The organism is Vibrio sp. ED004 (assembly GCF_023206395.1).
Classification (GTDB): Bacteria; Pseudomonadota; Gammaproteobacteria; order Enterobacterales; family Vibrionaceae; genus Vibrio.
Map to the genome: position 1 here is coordinate 805374 of NZ_CP066149.1, position 16922 is coordinate 822295.

Sequence of the window (16922 nt, forward strand, 5' to 3'; positions counted from 1 at the left end):
GGTACTTAGTGATCCAGATCGATAAAATGAAAAGCTCACGAACCAAAACATCAATTTAGAATAAAAACAACAACTTAAATTAAAAAGCCTTTTATAAAAATTGATATGACTCGCATTTTAAGTACAACTAGAACAGCATTTCATTAATGTTGAGCACCATCACTGTCCTGATTTGAGACTTCGTATAGACACAAAATTCTCAACAAACAAAAAGCTTACTAATTTATAGCAAACACATCGAGTAGGGTGAGGCGTTACCGCCTCATCCCTCTCACAGAACCGTACGTACGGACCTCGTATACGGCTCATGCACACTTCCATTCAGCATATTGGCTGAACACATGCCCTGTCCTTATTGTTCCAAGATTTACCAACCCTTGGTCATTAAACCATTGATTTGGCATCGCATAGCTTGATAGGGGACTCGCTGCACTGACCCAACTTGTCATTGAGATATGTTGGAACGGCGGCTTATACCCTAACTGTTTTAACCTTCGGTGTAACCGTTGAGGCTTCTTCCAAAGTTTCAACTGGATACTACGAAGTCTTCTTCGTAGCCACCCTGCTAACCTTGAGAACTCTCTGCTGCTATTGGTGATCCTGAAGTATTGACTGAACCCTCTTAACACTGGGTTTAAAGCTTTTATGACTTGCTCAAGTGGCTTACCGCACCCTCGCTTTGTCAGTCGCTTTAACTTACTTTTGAACCCTTTCAGTTTCTTAGTTTGAATGCGGGTAAATTGACTCCCGATTTCTACACCTAAGAACTTCACGCCATCACGGCTGTGCGCTATATGTGATTTCGTCTGATTCACTGTGAGTTTAAGCTCTCCTTCTAGGATCTTCGTCGCTTGTGCAAGGGCATTCTCTGCTCCTGCCTTGCTACGACAAAAGATGAGTATGTCATCCGCATAACGAACGAGCCTATGGTCACGCTTTCGCATTTCCTGATCGAACGCATCAAGGTAGATATTGGCAATCAAAGGACTGATAACACCACCTTGTGGACTTCCTAGCTCTGTCTCCTGCCAACTACCGTCTATCATCACGCCACTTTTCAGAAACTGTTTTATCAGCTCTAACACGCTGCTATCTGTGACTCGCCTTCTGATGCTCTTGAGGATCAACTCATGGTCGAGTTTGTCAAAGCACTTCGACAAGTCCATATCTACGACGTGCTGTAATCCGTATCGGCGGATAAACATCGTGGATTTGTTGATTGCATCGTGACAACTTCGATTCGGTCTATACCCAAAACTTGATGGGTGAAATTGCTCTTCGAAGATGGGGTGAGGATATCATTGAGTGCTTGTTGGACAACTCTGTCCCTAACGGTTGGGATCCCAAGCAATCGTACCCCTCCGTCTTCTTTGGGTATCTCTACTCGTTTGACTGGCTGAGGTTTGTATTGCTTGGTTTTGAGTTCAGAGAGGAGTTGATCGAGGTTATCACTCAGATTTTCGGCGTAGTCGCTCAGGCTCTGCTCATCTATTCCAGCCGCGCCTTTCGCTTTCTTTACCTTTTAAACCCTTTATACAGCCTCTCTTTGTTGAGCAGATGACCATATAAACTGTAATAAACTCGCACTTTCTCTCCTTGGGTTGTGTGCTGTGTGGGGACAAGTGTTTCATGTCCAGTGTGGGTGTTATTTCTCTCTGCTATTCAGCCTTCTAGCTCAATGGCAATTTACTGAAGTGTGTCAGAGTTACTCCCTATACGGTTTCTTAGCTCAGTATCTTGCTTCCACAATCAACCAAACTAGGAATACCCCGATAGCGATTCGGTTTGGGTATCACTGAAAAAAAACATCTGTTCATCACAGACTTAAAGTGTACTTCCTCCCTTCGCAGCACTGAGTGCTTTTGGCATTTCAGTGCTCCATCAGACTTGATGCTGATGGTCAGCTAAGTTTTCTCCTCCACACCATTACTGGGCTTCTCGGGCTTAGCCTTACTCACTACTACGGATTCATCTGCCACCTCGCACCAACACAGCTCTTAGCTTTCGCTTCGAGTTTGTGCTTCCAGACTTTTGGATGTGGTGTCAGGCTTCCCCAGTTACTGCACTGGCTCCCTGTTAACAATGCCACCCTCAAGCACAGCATAGGTCTGACTGAGTATAGGGCTTCGCGCTATTTCGGACGCTTACCCACCTATACTGCCGAAGCAGGTTTACTTGCGTTGTGTACTGTTAACTTCCTATCGCTTCCTTCAGACCCTGCCGTTAGCCAGCAACGCCCTTGCGATTCGGATTATCTTCCCCTCAGTCGGGGTGATTCAGGTTTCTTTCAACCTAACGGGTTTGCCAGCTTCGCTGGGCAAACAAAAAAGGCACTCCCTTGAAAGGAGTGCCTTTGAGCTTTTTTTATCTGAATTTACTTACGATATAAGGGCAATTAGATCTTCTTCGGTTCTTATTTCGATTCCTAAATCTTGTGCTTTAGTTAGTTTAGAACCCGCAGCTTCACCAGCAAATAAGATATCAGTTTTCTTCGATACGCTACCCGTCACTTTCGCACCTAATGCTTGTAACGCAGCTTTCGCTTCACTTCGACCTAATTGCGACAATGAACCTGTTAACACAACAACTTTGCCTTCTAATGGTAGCTCTTGGTCATCGGCAGCTTCTTCGATGATTGGCCAATTCACACCTAGCTCTATCAACTGATCGACAACCGCTCTGTTTTTCTCTTGTGAGAAGAAACTGGTGATATGGCTAGCAACGATGTCACCAATATCTGACACTTCGACTAACTGTTCATGAGTGGCTGCTTGAACCAGTTCCAGCGTCTTAAAGTGTTGCGCTAGGTTCATCGCTGTCGCTTCACCGACTTCGCGAATACCGAGTGAATAGAGGAAACGCGCTAATGTCGTGTCTTTGGCTTTATTCAGCGCGCTCACCACGTTTTGTGCTGATTTAGGCCCCATTCGGTCAAGAACAGTAATTACACCAGCACTGAGCTTAAACAAATCAGCAGGCGTTTCTACCATTTCACGGTCCACAAGCTGCTCAATTACTTTCACGCCTAGTCCATCAACGTCTAGCGCCTTTCTAGAAACAAAGTGTTTAAGGGCTTCTTTACGCTGCGCCTGACACACTAAACCGCCAGTACAACGCGCTACCGCTTCGCCTTCAACACGCTCAACGGCAGAACTACACACAGGGCAAGCATCAGGGAAAACAATGTCTTTCGCAGTCTCAGGGCGACGATCTTGTACAACCGCGACGATCTGTGGAATGACATCACCAGCTCGACGAATAATAACGCTATCACCTACCTTCACACCTAGGCGAGCAATCTCATCAGCGTTGTGTAGCGTGGCATTACTCACCGTCACACCACCAACAAAGATAGGTTCCAGTTTAGCAACAGGCGTAATAGCGCCCGTACGTCCTACCTGAAACTCAACATCGTTAAGAAGAGTGATCTCTTCTTGCGCTGGGAATTTGTAAGCAATCGCCCAGCGAGGAGCTCTAGCAACAAAGCCAAGTACTTCTTGTGCCGCGATGTCGTCGACTTTAATAACCACACCATCGATCTCATAAGCCAGAGCATCGCGACGGGTCATGATATCTTGATAATAAGCCTTTACGTCCTCAAGTGAGCTAAGCTGCTTAGTCTCAGGACACATAGGTAAACCCCAGCCTTTCAGCTGTAAGAAGCGTTGATAGTGGCTATTAGAAAGCTCAGCGCCCTCTACAACACCAACACTGTAGGCATAGAAAGCCAGCGGACGTTTCGCTGTAATACGAGAATCAAGTTGACGCAGACTACCTGCTGCGGCATTACGTGGGTTAACAAAGACTTTTTCGCCTTTCTTCAACGCCATCTCATTTAATTTATCGAAGCCTGCTTTTGGCATGAACACTTCACCACGAACTTCGATACGCTCAGGCCAGTCTTCGCCTTGTAACTTAAGTGGAATCGAACTGATCGTACGTACGTTTTCTGTGATGTTTTCGCCAGTCGCACCATCACCACGAGTCGCAGCTTGAACTAAGGTGCCATTCACATAGAGCAAGCTTACAGCAAGGCCATCAAGCTTAGGCTCACAACAGAAAGTTTTAAGGTTCGCGGTTGGTGCTCTATCCGACATACGCTTATTAAACGCATCCAAGTCTTCGTCAGAGAATGCATTGTCTAGAGAAAGCATTGGGATTTCGTGAGTCACTTGCGTGAAGCCATCTAAAGGCTGACCGCCAACACGCTGACTTGGTGAATCCACCGTCACAAGCTCTGGGTTCTCTTCTTCGATCTTTAGCAATTGCTGCATTAATCGATCGTACTCGACATCAGGGATCTCAGGGCTATCTTCTACGTAATAACGAACGGCGTGATAATGCAGAGTTTCTCTTAACTGCTCTAAGGTAACTTGAATCGATTCTTTCATATCATTCTCTGTCGTGATTGAAATATCAAAAAGGGCTCCCTTAGGAGCCCTTTTCTATAAATATAGATTATTTACAAGGCTAAACAATACGGCTAGGCATTCGATGCCGCCATAAAGTCTCTGATTTGCTTGCGGTAGTCAGATAAACGGTTTGGTGTCATTAAGTTACGCGACTCATCCAATACGTTTCCGCCCATATCATCAGCAATTTTCTGCGCCGCACTCAACATTACGTTGAAGTTTTGATCAGCTTGACCATAACAAGGCAACGTCATAAAGAACGAAATACCTTTCGTCGTGAAGTCAGCAGGATCGTCATGTTCTAGAGTGCCTGGCTGCATCATATTCGCTACGCTGAAAATAACTTTAGGTTCGTCACTCGATTGCGCAAAGCAGTGGTAGATAGACATCTCACCATAAGTTAAACCGTTGTTTTCCATGCTGCGGAACAGCTCAGTGCCCACGAATGGGATCTCTCCAGCACAGTGAACATTAAGAACGATCACTTCTAAGCCAAGTTCTTCATCTGGTTTCGCTTCTTCAACAGGCGCGCTTTGTGGAGTAACCACTTCTTTCGCAACAACAGGCTCACTTTGACTGAACGTTTCGTTTGGAACAAGTGGATCATCAACCGTCTCAGAAGGTTCTTCAAACGAACCGTACTGCTCTTTAAAGCCTGCATGGTTTTCTTTTTGTTCGTCGGTCAACTCAAAGCTTGGAACTTCAGGTTCAATAACCTTCTCTTCTTCAAGCTCTTCCGGCTCACTTTCAACCTTGATTGGGTCTTCAACACTGAAAGAAGGAAGATCATTCAATTCGATGTCGTCTTCGTGAGCTTCTTTCATTTGTGGCGCTGTAAGTGGATCTGAATCGATCAGAGGATCAGTCGCAGATGGCGAAACAGCAAAATCCAGTTCTTTACGTTCTTTTCGGATTATCTCAAAATCATCTTCTGGGGCGAATGAACGATTTGGGATAGTTTCTGCTTCATCTAAGCTATCGTTATCAAGCTTACCAAGCGGCTTATCACCAAACTTTGCTTTCCCTTCTTTTTTACTCGTCCACAGACCGTGGAACAATAATGCGGCGATAGCTAGTGCGCCAACAATAATGAGTACAAATCGCAATTCCTGCATTTTTCGCTCTCAGCTTTCTTAGTCAACTAGCGATAAAGACGCTGTCACTAAGTTGGGTTAATTTGGCCAATCTCACTACTCTATCAAAAGTAGCCACTGTTTTAGAACAACTTAATACAATTAGTTCCTTACATGGTGTGATTTTCGCCACGCTTTTTTTCTTAATTTCGGTCGAGTACACTAGACATGTTTGCTATTTAATCAAATTCACATGTGACCTAATTTAAATATGACTATTGAATCTGTTCCACGCTCAGGCTTTGGCTATTTTATTTTCGGAATAAAAATCGCTTTATCACCGAGCATTCGTAAGTTTGTACTACTTCCTTTGATCGCTAACGTGTTGCTTGTTGGTGGTGCCTTGTTTTATATCTTCTCCAATCTAAACACTTGGATTGAAGGTTGGATTGGTGCATTGCCAAGCTTCTTGTCTTGGTTGTCATACATTTTATGGCCGTTACTTGTCTTAACCGTCTTGGCCACGTTCTCGTATTTCTTTAGTACGCTCGCTAACTTTATTGCCGCACCGTTCAACGGTTTACTCGCAGAAAAAGTGGAAGAGTTACTGAGCGGTAAAAAAGTCAATGACGATGGTTTACTTGATGTTCTCAAAGATACCCCACGTATATTAGCGAGAGAATGGCGCAAACTTGTCTACGTTCTGCCAAAAGCGATCGGTTTATTCCTACTTTTGTTAATTCCAGCACTAGGACAAACCGTTGCACCGTTTTTATGGTTCATCTTCACAGCATGGATGTTAGCGATTCAATACGCCGATTACCCATTCGATAATCATAAAATCAAGTTCGATGACATGAAAAACAATTTGAAACAAAAACAAGGTAAGAGCTACAGCTTTGGCGCGCTTGTTTCTGTGTTCACTACTATTCCTATTTTAAACCTGATTGTGATGCCCGTTGCCGTTTGTGGCGCGACAGCAATGTGGGTTGCTGAGTTTAAAGACCAAGCTCTACGCTCACGTCTATAAGTTCTCGTCTCTAACCCTGCCTATACTTCCTAGTTTCGCCTATCTTTTTGAAGTTCTGATTTCAATAAAGATAGGCGTCAATTCTGCTACATATCTATATGATATAACTTTTTAATCCTTTTACCTTTTTTTCAACTTGTTTAATCTAAATTCAAGCTGAACAAACATCGAAAGACACTAGACGGTAAAGTGATTGATATACTACGTTTAGTTCTGTCATTAAATGAAGGAATATCGCATGAGCAAGATCTACGAAGACAACACCCTAACGATTGGTAACACACCTCTAGTCCGCCTTAACAAAGTAAGCAAAGGTAACGTCCTAGCTAAGATCGAAGCTCGTAACCCAAGCTTCAGTGTTAAGTGTCGTATCGGTTCAAACATGATCTGGGAAGCAGAAAAAGCAGGTACTCTGAAGCCAGGTATCGAGCTTGTTGAACCTACTAGTGGTAACACTGGTGTTGCTCTTGCATTCGTAGCTGCGGCGCGCGGTTACAAGCTAACGCTAACGATGCCTGAATCAATGAGCCTAGAACGTCGTAAGCTACTTAAAGCACTTGGCGCAAACCTAGTACTGACTGAAGCACCAAAAGGCATGAACGGCGCGATTGCTAAAGCAGAAGAGATTGTTGCTTCAGACCCAGACAAGTACCTACTACTTCAACAGTTCAACAACCCAGCTAACCCACAGATTCACGAGCAGACAACTGGTCCTGAGATTTGGGAAGCAACAGACGGCGAAATCGACGTGTTTGTAGCGGGTGTTGGTACGGGCGGTACTATCACTGGTACAAGTCGTTACATTAAAGGTGAAAAAGGCAAAGCGATTACTTCAGTAGCGGTTGAGCCGGCTGAGTCTCCAGTTATTGCACAAGCGCTTGCAGGTGAAGAAATCAAGCCAGCTCCGCACAAGATTCAAGGTATCGGCGCAGGTTTCATCCCTGGAAACCTAGATTTAGAGATTATTGACCGCGTAGAATCGGTAACTTCTGAAGAAGCGATTGAGATGGCTCAACGCCTAATGAAAGAAGAAGGTATCCTTGCTGGTATCTCATCTGGCGCAGCTGTAGTAGCCGCAAACAGAATCGCAGAACTACCTGAATTTGCAGGAAAAACTATTGTAACGGTACTACCAAGCTCTGGTGAACGTTACCTAAGTACAGCCCTATTTGCTGGCATCTTTACGGAAAAAGAGAACCAACAATAATATGTGGTCAAATCAATTTTTCGTCCAAAAAAGCCCCGTTTAGGGGCTTTTTTGTTGATCCCTGCCCCACCTTTGGTAATATCGGGTCTGTTTTATTTTTCGCTTCAAAATAAAAGAAGCAATAAACAAATTCTGAAAGTCATGAGTACTCAACAAAAGACGACCATGGCTGGATAAAAATTTATAACCAGTCTAAGTTCTAACACGAACATGGCGTACTAGCCTCTAGCGCATTTGGGCTAAAGCAGTTAAGCTAATCTGGTTACAAACTTACAAAAAATAAATTAATTGGGGTATATAAAATGTACGAGAAGCAAGTAGAAATCACAGCAGAAAACGGTCTTCACACTCGTCCAGCTGCACAGTTCGTTAAAGAAGCAAAATCTTTCGACGCTGACATCACAGTGACTTCTAACGGCAAAAGCGCTAGCGCGAAAAGCCTGTTCAAACTACAAACTTTAGGCCTAGTAAAAGGTACTAACGTTACTATTTCAGCTGAAGGTCCTCAAGCTCAGCAAGCAGTAGACCACCTAGTTGCTCTTATGGATCAACTACACTAATACGGTCTCCTTCTTTCAAAGCCATTTTGCATAGCAAAGTGGCTTTGTTCGAAATAGATAGGAATAAGCGCGACATTAGTCGACGACTTAAAGTCACACACTCTCCCGTTTACAGTTGAACAACTAAGGTAAGGCTATGATTTCAGGCATCCTAGCATCTCCTGGTATTGCTTTCGGTAAAGCACTACTACTTCAAGAAGATGAAATTGTCCTAAACACTCAATCTATCTCTGACGACCAAGTTGAAGCAGAAGTACAGCGTTTCTTTGACGCTCGTAACAAATCTTCTCAACAACTTGAAGTTGTTAAGCAAAAAGCACTTGAAACTTTTGGCGAAGAAAAAGAAGCAATCTTTGAAGGCCACATCATGCTGCTTGAAGATGAAGAGCTAGAAGAAGAGATTTTAGCACTCATCAAGAAAGACAAGATGCACGCAGACAACGCGATCCACACTGTGATCGAAGAGCAAGCTGTTGCACTAGAGTCTCTTGATGATGAGTACCTAAAAGAACGTGCAACTGATATCCGTGATATCGGTACTCGTTTCGTTAAAAATGCACTAGGCATCAACATTGTTTCTCTAGCAGACATCAATGAAGAAGTTATCCTAGTTGCTTACGACCTAACGCCATCTGAAACTGCACAAATCAACCTAGACTACGTTCTTGGTTTTGCTTGTGACATCGGCGGTCGTACATCTCATACTTCAATCATGGCACGTTCTCTTGAGCTTCCTGCTATCGTTGGTACTAACGATATCACTAAGCAAGTTAAGAACGGCGACATGCTTGTGCTAGACGCGATGAACAACAAGATCATCATCAACCCTTCTGAAGCTGAATTAGCAGAAGCTAAGAAAATCAAAGCAGATTTCGAAGCAGAAGCGGCTGAACTAGCAAAACTAAAAGATTTGCATGCTGAAACTCTAGACGGTCACCGTGTAGAAGTTTGCGGCAACATCGGTACAGTAAAAGACTGTGACGGTATCCTGCGTAACGGCGGTGAAGGCGTTGGTCTGTACCGTACTGAATTCCTATTTATGGACCGTGACGCGCTTCCTACTGAAGAAGAGCAATACGTTGCTTACAAAGAAGTAGCAGAAGCAATGGAAGGTGAGTCAGTGATTATCCGAACTATGGATATCGGTGGCGACAAAGACCTACCATACATGGACCTTCCACAAGAGATGAACCCGTTCCTAGGCTGGCGTGCAGTACGTATCAGCTTGGATCGTCGTGAAATCCTACGTGACCAACTACGTGGCATCCTACGTGCATCTGCACACGGTAAACTACGTATCATGTTCCCAATGATCATTTCTGTTGAAGAGATCCGTGAACTGAAAAAAGCAATCGAAGAGTACAAAGTTGAACTTCGCGCTGAAGGCCTAGCTTTCGATGAAGAAATCGAAATCGGCGTAATGGTTGAGACTCCAGCAGCTGCTGCAATCGCACACCACCTAGCGAAAGAAGTATCTTTCTTCTCTATCGGTACTAACGACCTAACGCAATACACTCTTGCGGTAGACCGTGGTAACGAAATGATTTCTCACCTATACAACCCACTATCTCCTGCTGTTCTTACAGTAATCAAGCAAGTGATCGACGCATCACACGCTGAAGGTAAGTGGACTGGTATGTGTGGTGAGCTTGCTGGTGATGAGCGTGCAACGCTACTTCTTCTTGGTATGGGTCTAGATGAGTTCTCTATGAGCGGTATCTCTATCCCTAAAGTTAAGAAAGTAATCCGTAACTCTAACTTCGCTGAAGTTAAAGCTATGGCTGACGAAGCACTATCTCTACCAACAGCTGCTGAAATTGAAGCTTGCGTAGAAAAGTTCATCGCTGAGAAAACTCAGTAATCGCCAATCGCTTAATAACGTTAGACGGCTAAAAATAGTCGTCTAATTTGTTAGATTGGTATAGTATATTCTACAGAATAAAACTAAACGTTAGGAGCATGACACAATGGGTCTGTTTGACAAACTGAAAAAGCTTGTATCTGATGACAGCGCTGATGCTGGTGCAATCGAAATCATCGCACCTCTTTCTGGTGAAATCGTAAACATCGAAGATGTGCCAGATGTAGTTTTCGCTGAAAAAATCGTTGGTGACGGCATCGCGATCAAACCAGCTGGCGACAAAATGGTAGCTCCAGTTAACGGTACTATCGGTAAGATCTTCGAAACTAACCACGCATTCTCTATCGAGTCTGACGACGGTGTTGAGCTTTTCGTTCACTTCGGTATCGATACTGTTGAACTTAAAGGCGAAGGCTTCACTCGTGTAGCTGAAGAAGGTCAATCTGTTAAAGCTGGTGACACTATCATCACTTTCGACCTAGCGCTTCTAGAAGAGAAAGCAAAATCTACGCTTACTCCAGTTGTTATCTCTAACATGGACGAAATCAAAGAGCTGAACAAGCTTTCTGGTTCTGTAACTGTTGGCGAAACTCCAGTTCTTAAAGTAACTAAGTAATCTCGATTACTTATCTACTTTAATTAAAACGCTACCTAAGGGTGGCGTTTTTTGTGCCTGCTGTATTTGTTCTATTCACGATTTACCCTTTGTCAGCGACTCTTTCGTAAGCTACTACAACCCCACTACTCGCCCTATCAAAGCCCTCTCTACGAACGTAAACAATATTATCAACTACCAAGCTAGCTTCTAATTGAGTGGTGTTAGAACCCATTCCAGACGCTAACCCTGCATATTGAGTGCATTGTGTGAAGCTCAGAAAACATAGATCCCTGATATCTCGTTCTACTCGATTCTGGGATGACGGTTAGTGCTCACCTAACTTATAAAAACTTCACGAATACGAAAAATAACCTGAAATATCAACCTCTTTTAAAGGCGAGATTCCTGATACCTCGTTCTACTCGGTTCTGGAATGACGATAAAAGTCTTCATTCTAATTAAGCCGTTACTTACAACGACCACCTCACTTATATTGCAAAAATAGGGTCACTATCATCGTCATTCGCTACAGTGAAGCACGAACGTGATAGGGGACCTCGCTTTTGCTTCTGTTTATCAACAATGCACTTTCCAAATACACCTTTGCCAAATTACAGGCAATAAAAAACCCAGCCGAAGCTGGGTCTGTTTAGCGCTCATCTCTCACCACGAGCTAATTTGTGGAAGCCTAACGTCAACACTATTGGTCAACGTGGCTTTTCAATCGATTAACCTAGTAGGCTAAGTGCCGAGTTCGGTGCTTGCTTCGCTTGAGCAAGAATCGAGCTTGAAGCTTGAGAAAGGATCTGAGACTTAGTCATCTGAGTCGTTTCTTTCGCGAAGTCGGTATCTTTAATACGGCTCTTAGATGCATTAACGTTCTCGTTAATGTTGTCTAAGTTGCTGATTGCGTGATCGAAACGGTTTTGGAAAGCACCCAGTTCAGCACGGTGGCTGTCTACGTACTTAAGCGCCGCATCGATTACTGCTACAGACTCTTGCGCGCCGCCAACAGATGTTACGTCGATAGTATCAACCGTTACGTCTTTAGCTGCTTGGATACCTAACTCACCCGCAAGACCGCCAGAGAAAGATACATCGCCGCTCACTTTGTTGTTGCCTGTGAACATTTGTAGCTTGCCGTCTTCAGTAACAGACGCTTTAACAGAATCTTGTTGACCGTTGATGTAAGTCGCTAGCTCTTCGATGTCGTCACCCGCTTTTGCGCTGATGTCGATTTCTTGTGCTTGACCGAAATTGTCAGTGAACGACAGTTTTAGGTCGTTAGAACCCGCTTGAACGTTCCAATCTTTGTCTTTAGCGTTCTCAGTTTGGTAGCTCTTACCACCCATCTGAGCGTTATCAGAGCGCATATCTTTCAGTTGAAGCATTACTGCCTCACCGTTGTCCGCACCGATTTGGAATGATTTAGTACCGTGAGTACCGTTAAGCAGTTTGTTACCACCAAAAGACGTCGTTTCCGCGATACGGTTTAGCTCGTCGTTCAGTGCTGTTACTTCTTCTTGAATCGCTACACGTTCAGATTTTGAGTTTGAGCCGTTTGAAGATTGTAGAGACAAATCACGCATACGTTGCAGGATGTTCGTTGTCTCGTTCATTGCACCTTCAGCCGTTTGTGCAATCGAGATACCGTCGTTCGCGTTACGTACAGCAACATCAAGACCACGGCTCTGAACGTTCAAACGGTTCGAGATTTGTAGGCCCGCAGCGTCATCTTTTGCGCTGTTGATTTTAGAACCTGAAGCTAGACGCTCCATTGATGTTTGTTGTGCGCTGTTTGCGTTGTTTAGGTAACGTTGCGCTGTCATCGCTGATACGTTTGTATTTACATTCACTGCCATGGTGACTTCTCCAATTGATTTTCCGGTATAGCGGTTTCCGACGTCTCGGAAAACCAAGTAGTTATCTCTAAGTTACTTTTAATAACGGCGTGATTGGCGAAACCTTTAGGAAAAAAACAACAAAATTAAAGAAATAGCGATAAAGGAGAAGAAAGCGTGACTGGCAGTAAAATTATCAAAAAAAGATGAGAAAAACGCTAAAGTTGCCGAGAAGTCGGTCGAGCGATAATTTGTATTTTAATTAACCAAACGGACTGATTAAGCTGAAATATCTTTATAAGATTTAAAGTAATTTATTAGCCCAATAAGGTTAAGGCAAGGTTCGGCGCCTGCTTTGCTTGAGCCAGTATTGTGGTGCTCACCTGCTGCAGTATTTGTTGCTTAAGCATTTGAGTGGTTTCCTTGGCGTAATCAGTATCTTTGATTCTGCTGTTTGATGTCGCCAAGTTCTCATGAACATTTTCGAGATTATTAATCGCATGATCGAAGCGGTTTTGCATTGCGCCTAATTCAGAACGATGACTGTCCACATACTTCATGGCTGTGTCTAAGATAGAAACAGCGCGCTGCGCACCACCCACATCGGTCACATTGATGTCATCGACTGATTCGTAATAACCCGCCGACATCGAAAGCTCACCGGCTAATGAACCTGAAAAAGAGATCGTGCCCGCGGTATCGTCACCAGACATATAAATCTGAAGCTGTCCGTCATCATTGACGGAAGCCGAAACCAGGTCCGTTTGACCATTGATATAAGTCGCCAACTCTTCAATGTCATCGCCCGCTTTCGCATTAATGGTGATCTCTTGAGGCTGACCAAAACGATCCGTAAACGACATCGTCATATCATTCTGATTGGATTTTACTTCCCACGAGTCATTGGCCATGCCATTCGCGACATAACTAAAACCGCCCATGTTGATGTCATCGGTACGCATGCTTTTCAGGCCGATTTGCACTGCTTCACCAGAACTGCCACCAATCTGAAATGACGTGCTACCAAAGCTACCGTTAAGGAGCTTTTTACCACCAAACGAGGTGGTCTCTGCGATACGATTCAGCTCATCGTTTAAAGCAGTAATTTCTTCTTGAATCGCCGTTCTTTCAGACTGACTATTTGAGCCGTTGCTTGCTTGCAGTGACAAATCACGCATACGTTGCATGATATTGGTGGTTTCATTCATCGCGCCTTCTGCGGTCTGCATAATGGAGATACCATCATTCGCATTTCGCACTGCGACATCAATGCCGCTCATCTGCGCTTCGAGTCGATTCGAGATTTGTAGGCCTGCAGCGTCGTCTTTAGCGCTGTTAATACGACTCCCTGAAGCCAAGCGCTCCAAAGATTGGTTCAGCATGTTGTTGGCATTAGAGAGGTTTCTCTGAGCCACCAGCGCTGAGACATTTGTATTAACAGTTATAGCCATAGACCTTCACTTACAAAAAGATGAATAAAACTCACGATTGCTCTTATATCGACCAGTTCATATAAAGCTTTAATAAAAAAGGAGCCCTGAGGCTCCCTTTGTTTATTCTTTTTGAGACGACTTATTTAACTGTTAATGCACTCAACATCTCAGTTGAAGGAGCAAAGTAGTAAGCACCAGTAACGGCTTTAGTAAAGCGAAGCAGTTGGTCTGTTTTGCCATCGGTTACGCCGTACATGCTCTCTAACATCGCATCAAAGTTATGACGAACGTTACAGTAAGCAATGAACAGTAAGCCGTGATCGCCCGTTGCTGTGCCGTAAGGTAGGCTGTGACGAACGATTTTTAGGCCCTTGCCTTCTTCTTTGATATCCACACGGCCAACGTGAGACGCTGCCGGAACATCATCTAGCTCGATAGAGTCTGGCTTAGTACGACCAACCACTTTCTCTTGTGCCGATACGTTTAATCGGTTCCAAGCAGGTAGGTTATGCACAAAGCGTTGCACCATCACGTAGCTACCACCCGCGAATTCACCTTCAGGAACAATCGCCACTTCAGCGCGCTGTGCATCTTTCGGGTTTTCAGTGCCATCAACGAAATCAGTCATGTCACGTGAGTCTAGGAAGCGGTAACCGTAAGTTTCATCAACCACTTCCACGTCCGCGGCTACTTCAGATAGCAATTTACGTAGGATGAAGAAGTGCAGATCATGTCGGTTTGAATGACAGTGAATCAAAACATCAGACAGTGTGCTCGGTGCTGCAACATCACCTTCACCAAGCGCAGGGAAATCAATTAGATCAGAGGGAGCAGTTTGCTCGAACTTATCCCAAAAAGCTTTTGAGAACGCAACCGACGCCGTTAGGTTCGCATCAGGTTGAGTTTGGTTTAGCTCGTCGATTAGAGTCGGAAGCTTTTGAATTTCTGCTAGTACATTAGCAGTATTAGCGTTCACTTTAAGTTGAACGTAAAGAGCGAAAGGCCCAGCTTCAGGCAAAATAGCACTTTGAACGTTAGGCTGCTCATTTGAAACATTAAGCATAGATTATTCCTTCCAGTTTTAGCTTCTAAGTATAATTGTGAATGGGACAAATGTTTTGATGAGAATCAGTCTTCGAGCTCAACCACTTTAAAGCAATCCCTTGCAGCATGGCTATTGGTTAGATAAAGCGCTAACCAAAGCAACAGCAATAGGGTAATGCCGTTTGACCAACGGAACCATCCGTTATCCAAATAGATTAAATAAATCGTATGGGAGCCCTGTGCCAAAATAGCCATCATGGTCACCCCGCGCCCCCATGACACGACTTTGTTAAGGCGCTTTCTATCTGGAGATCTTAGCCCAAATAACCACATCAGTAGCAAACTAGGAACACTCAACGCAATTCCAACATAAAACATCTGATGGTCTGGGTAGATTATCTCAAGAATATCGGTTCCCGATTCTCGGCTTGCGCCTGCAACAATGAAAACGACCAAGGCTTTCGCAAGAAACAGCCAACCTAGCCAGAGCAAGATTGGGGCTTTCAAAAAGCCGTGCTTGTCGTATTGTTCTATGGAGTACCGCACAAATCTCACTTTCACTTATTTTCAAACCAACACTTTAACGCAAATCATTCATACTTAACTAGCTTTGCGTTATCTTAGTAGCCAATCCGTTTTAATTATCGAACTCAGTATGAAAAAGAAAACTAATACGCCGTCTGTTGAATCTCAACAAGAAGCACTGAAGATAGCCAAAGCGACTCAAAAGCCAGCTCAAACCAAAGAACAAACTAAACTGATTGCTCAGGGTATCGAGAAAGGCATCGCACTGTATAAGAAACAGCAAAAAGAACGCAGCCGCCAAGCCGATAAAGCGAAGAAGCGCGTACAGAAAGAAAAACAGACTCAGCAAGCTAACCAAAATCAAGAAGACACGATCGAAACAAGTGTTGAAACACCATCAAATCACGCCACTAAACTGCCGTGGTTACTACTGATCGCAAGCTGGGTAGGCTTCGCGATTTATTTGATGCAATAACAGGGTAAACGTATGAAAAAGGAATTAGTCGCTTTGGCTATGAGTGGCATGTTACTCGGGTGTACCACACCCACATCAACGCCTCATAGTAAAGCGGACAAGGTACAAATGGATTACCACGGCCTGATTAACATCGAGCAGTGTGAGTATAAAGGGGAAGTCACTGGCAGCGAGGGCCACTGGTACAGCTACTTGTTTTATCCCAATGACACCCTGATTCAAGGTGCGATGAATGAGCTTAAGTCGAACGCCATTGAGCTAGGCGCAGACACCGTTATCTTTACCCTTCCCCAAGACTTCAGCACTTCCGTGACTATGCTCGGCACTGCCTACCTGTGTGAGTAAGCAATTAAATCGGCATATCGGTATGCTTCGATTTTATGACGCCCAAAAGAAAGCCAGCTTTCGCTGGCTTATGCACTAAATCCAAGGCTTGTTGCTATATCGCCTTTACGTTCTAGAACCCACTGACTGTCAAATGGCCCCCAATCGGATAACTGGTAATAACCATCATTATGACGTCGCCCATCTTGAACAAACATAAGTTCGATACCGATCCCCGGTAACGCCTTGAGTACATCTTGAATAGTACGACGAGGCCAACCCGTTTTTTCGATGAGTTTAGGCACATTTGGCCTATCAAGGCTTTCGACTAACAATGCTAAATATAGCCGCCTTGCAAAAACAGGACTCAACTCCATTGACACCTCCTATATATGTGCAACTCAATTATTTCTTTTTTCGCTGACAACATGTTGAGGCTGATCAATAACTCTCCAATAGTGACATTTTCTTACTGTTTTTTTTCGCTCAATGAAATATTCCTCACTCTATTTTGTCTGAATTGCCGCTTCCTGATAGGA

General features: G+C 44.1%; 14 protein-coding genes and 1 pseudogene. 7 read left to right on the forward strand and 8 right to left on the reverse strand.

The features are described from left to right. Positions 1 to 305 precede the first annotated feature (305 nt). The 3 genes and pseudogenes from ltrA to zipA form a co-directional block, all read right to left on the reverse strand. Positions 306 to 1587 (reverse strand): annotated as a pseudogene (gene ltrA / locus ITG10_RS03390) (group II intron reverse transcriptase/maturase). A gap of 791 nt (positions 1588 to 2378) precedes the next feature. Then, positions 2379 to 4391 (reverse strand): NAD-dependent DNA ligase LigA, encoded by a 2013-nt coding sequence (gene ligA, locus ITG10_RS03395; RefSeq protein WP_017629590.1) that lies wholly within the window; start codon positions 4389 to 4391, stop codon positions 2379 to 2381. A gap of 92 nt (positions 4392 to 4483) precedes the next feature. Then, entirely contained in the window at positions 4484 to 5527 is a 1044-nt protein-coding gene (gene zipA, locus ITG10_RS03400) for a cell division protein ZipA (protein ID WP_017629589.1), read from the reverse strand. A 229-nt stretch (positions 5528 to 5756) separates the two neighbouring features. Between zipA and cysZ the strand changes: the two genes are divergently transcribed. From cysZ to crr, 5 genes are all read left to right on the forward strand, one after another. Continuing rightward, the gene (cysZ, locus tag ITG10_RS03405) at positions 5757 to 6515 is read left to right on the forward strand and encodes a sulfate transporter CysZ (protein WP_017629588.1); all 759 of its coding nucleotides are present in this window, start codon (positions 5757 to 5759) and stop codon (positions 6513 to 6515) included. A gap of 238 nt (positions 6516 to 6753) precedes the next feature. After that, on the forward strand, positions 6754 to 7722 hold the full coding sequence (gene cysK, locus ITG10_RS03410; protein WP_017061934.1) for a cysteine synthase A: 969 nt from the start codon (positions 6754 to 6756) through the stop codon (positions 7720 to 7722). 302 nt (positions 7723 to 8024) lie between these two features. Next, positions 8025 to 8282, forward strand: a complete 258-nt coding sequence (locus ITG10_RS03415) for an HPr family phosphocarrier protein (RefSeq protein ID WP_004734263.1) — start codon at positions 8025 to 8027, stop codon at positions 8280 to 8282. 136 nt (positions 8283 to 8418) lie between these two features. Continuing rightward, positions 8419 to 10143, forward strand: a complete 1725-nt coding sequence (ptsI, locus tag ITG10_RS03420) for a phosphoenolpyruvate-protein phosphotransferase PtsI (protein ID WP_048660880.1) — start codon at positions 8419 to 8421, stop codon at positions 10141 to 10143. Between the two features lie 106 nt (positions 10144 to 10249). After that, a complete protein-coding gene (gene crr / locus ITG10_RS03425) occupies positions 10250 to 10759 on the forward strand; it encodes a PTS glucose transporter subunit IIA (RefSeq protein WP_004737851.1) in 510 nt (169 codons plus the stop codon). 710 nt (positions 10760 to 11469) lie between these two features. Here the strand turns inward: crr and ITG10_RS03430 are convergent. From ITG10_RS03430 to ITG10_RS03445, 4 genes are all read right to left on the reverse strand, one after another. Beyond that, positions 11470 to 12603: a flagellin gene (locus ITG10_RS03430; protein ID WP_102300543.1), complete on the reverse strand. Its 1134-nt coding sequence runs from the start codon at positions 12601 to 12603 to the stop codon at positions 11470 to 11472. 296 nt (positions 12604 to 12899) lie between these two features. Next, entirely contained in the window at positions 12900 to 14033 is a 1134-nt protein-coding gene (locus tag ITG10_RS03435) for a flagellin (RefSeq protein WP_017632484.1), read from the reverse strand. 121 nt (positions 14034 to 14154) lie between these two features. Further along, entirely contained in the window at positions 14155 to 15078 is a 924-nt protein-coding gene (locus ITG10_RS03440) for a Dyp-type peroxidase (RefSeq protein WP_017632485.1), read from the reverse strand. A 65-nt stretch (positions 15079 to 15143) separates the two neighbouring features. After that, the gene (locus ITG10_RS03445) at positions 15144 to 15605 is read right to left on the reverse strand and encodes a DUF2919 domain-containing protein (protein WP_017632486.1); all 462 of its coding nucleotides are present in this window, start codon (positions 15603 to 15605) and stop codon (positions 15144 to 15146) included. 109 nt (positions 15606 to 15714) lie between these two features. Between ITG10_RS03445 and ITG10_RS03450 the strand changes: the two genes are divergently transcribed. Together ITG10_RS03450 and ITG10_RS03455 are read left to right on the forward strand one after the other, a co-directional pair. Beyond that, positions 15715 to 16059, forward strand: a complete 345-nt coding sequence (locus tag ITG10_RS03450) for a DUF2956 domain-containing protein (protein ID WP_107898666.1) — start codon at positions 15715 to 15717, stop codon at positions 16057 to 16059. Positions 16060 to 16071: 12 nt separating this feature from the next. Further along, positions 16072 to 16404 (forward strand): DUF4156 domain-containing protein, encoded by a 333-nt coding sequence (locus ITG10_RS03455; protein WP_017632487.1) that lies wholly within the window; start codon positions 16072 to 16074, stop codon positions 16402 to 16404. A 68-nt stretch (positions 16405 to 16472) separates the two neighbouring features. Here ITG10_RS03455 and ITG10_RS03460 read toward each other — a convergent pair whose 3' ends face one another. Further along, on the reverse strand, positions 16473 to 16760 hold the full coding sequence (locus tag ITG10_RS03460) for a helix-turn-helix domain-containing protein (RefSeq protein WP_004741665.1): 288 nt from the start codon (positions 16758 to 16760) through the stop codon (positions 16473 to 16475). Positions 16761 to 16922 lie beyond the last annotated feature (162 nt).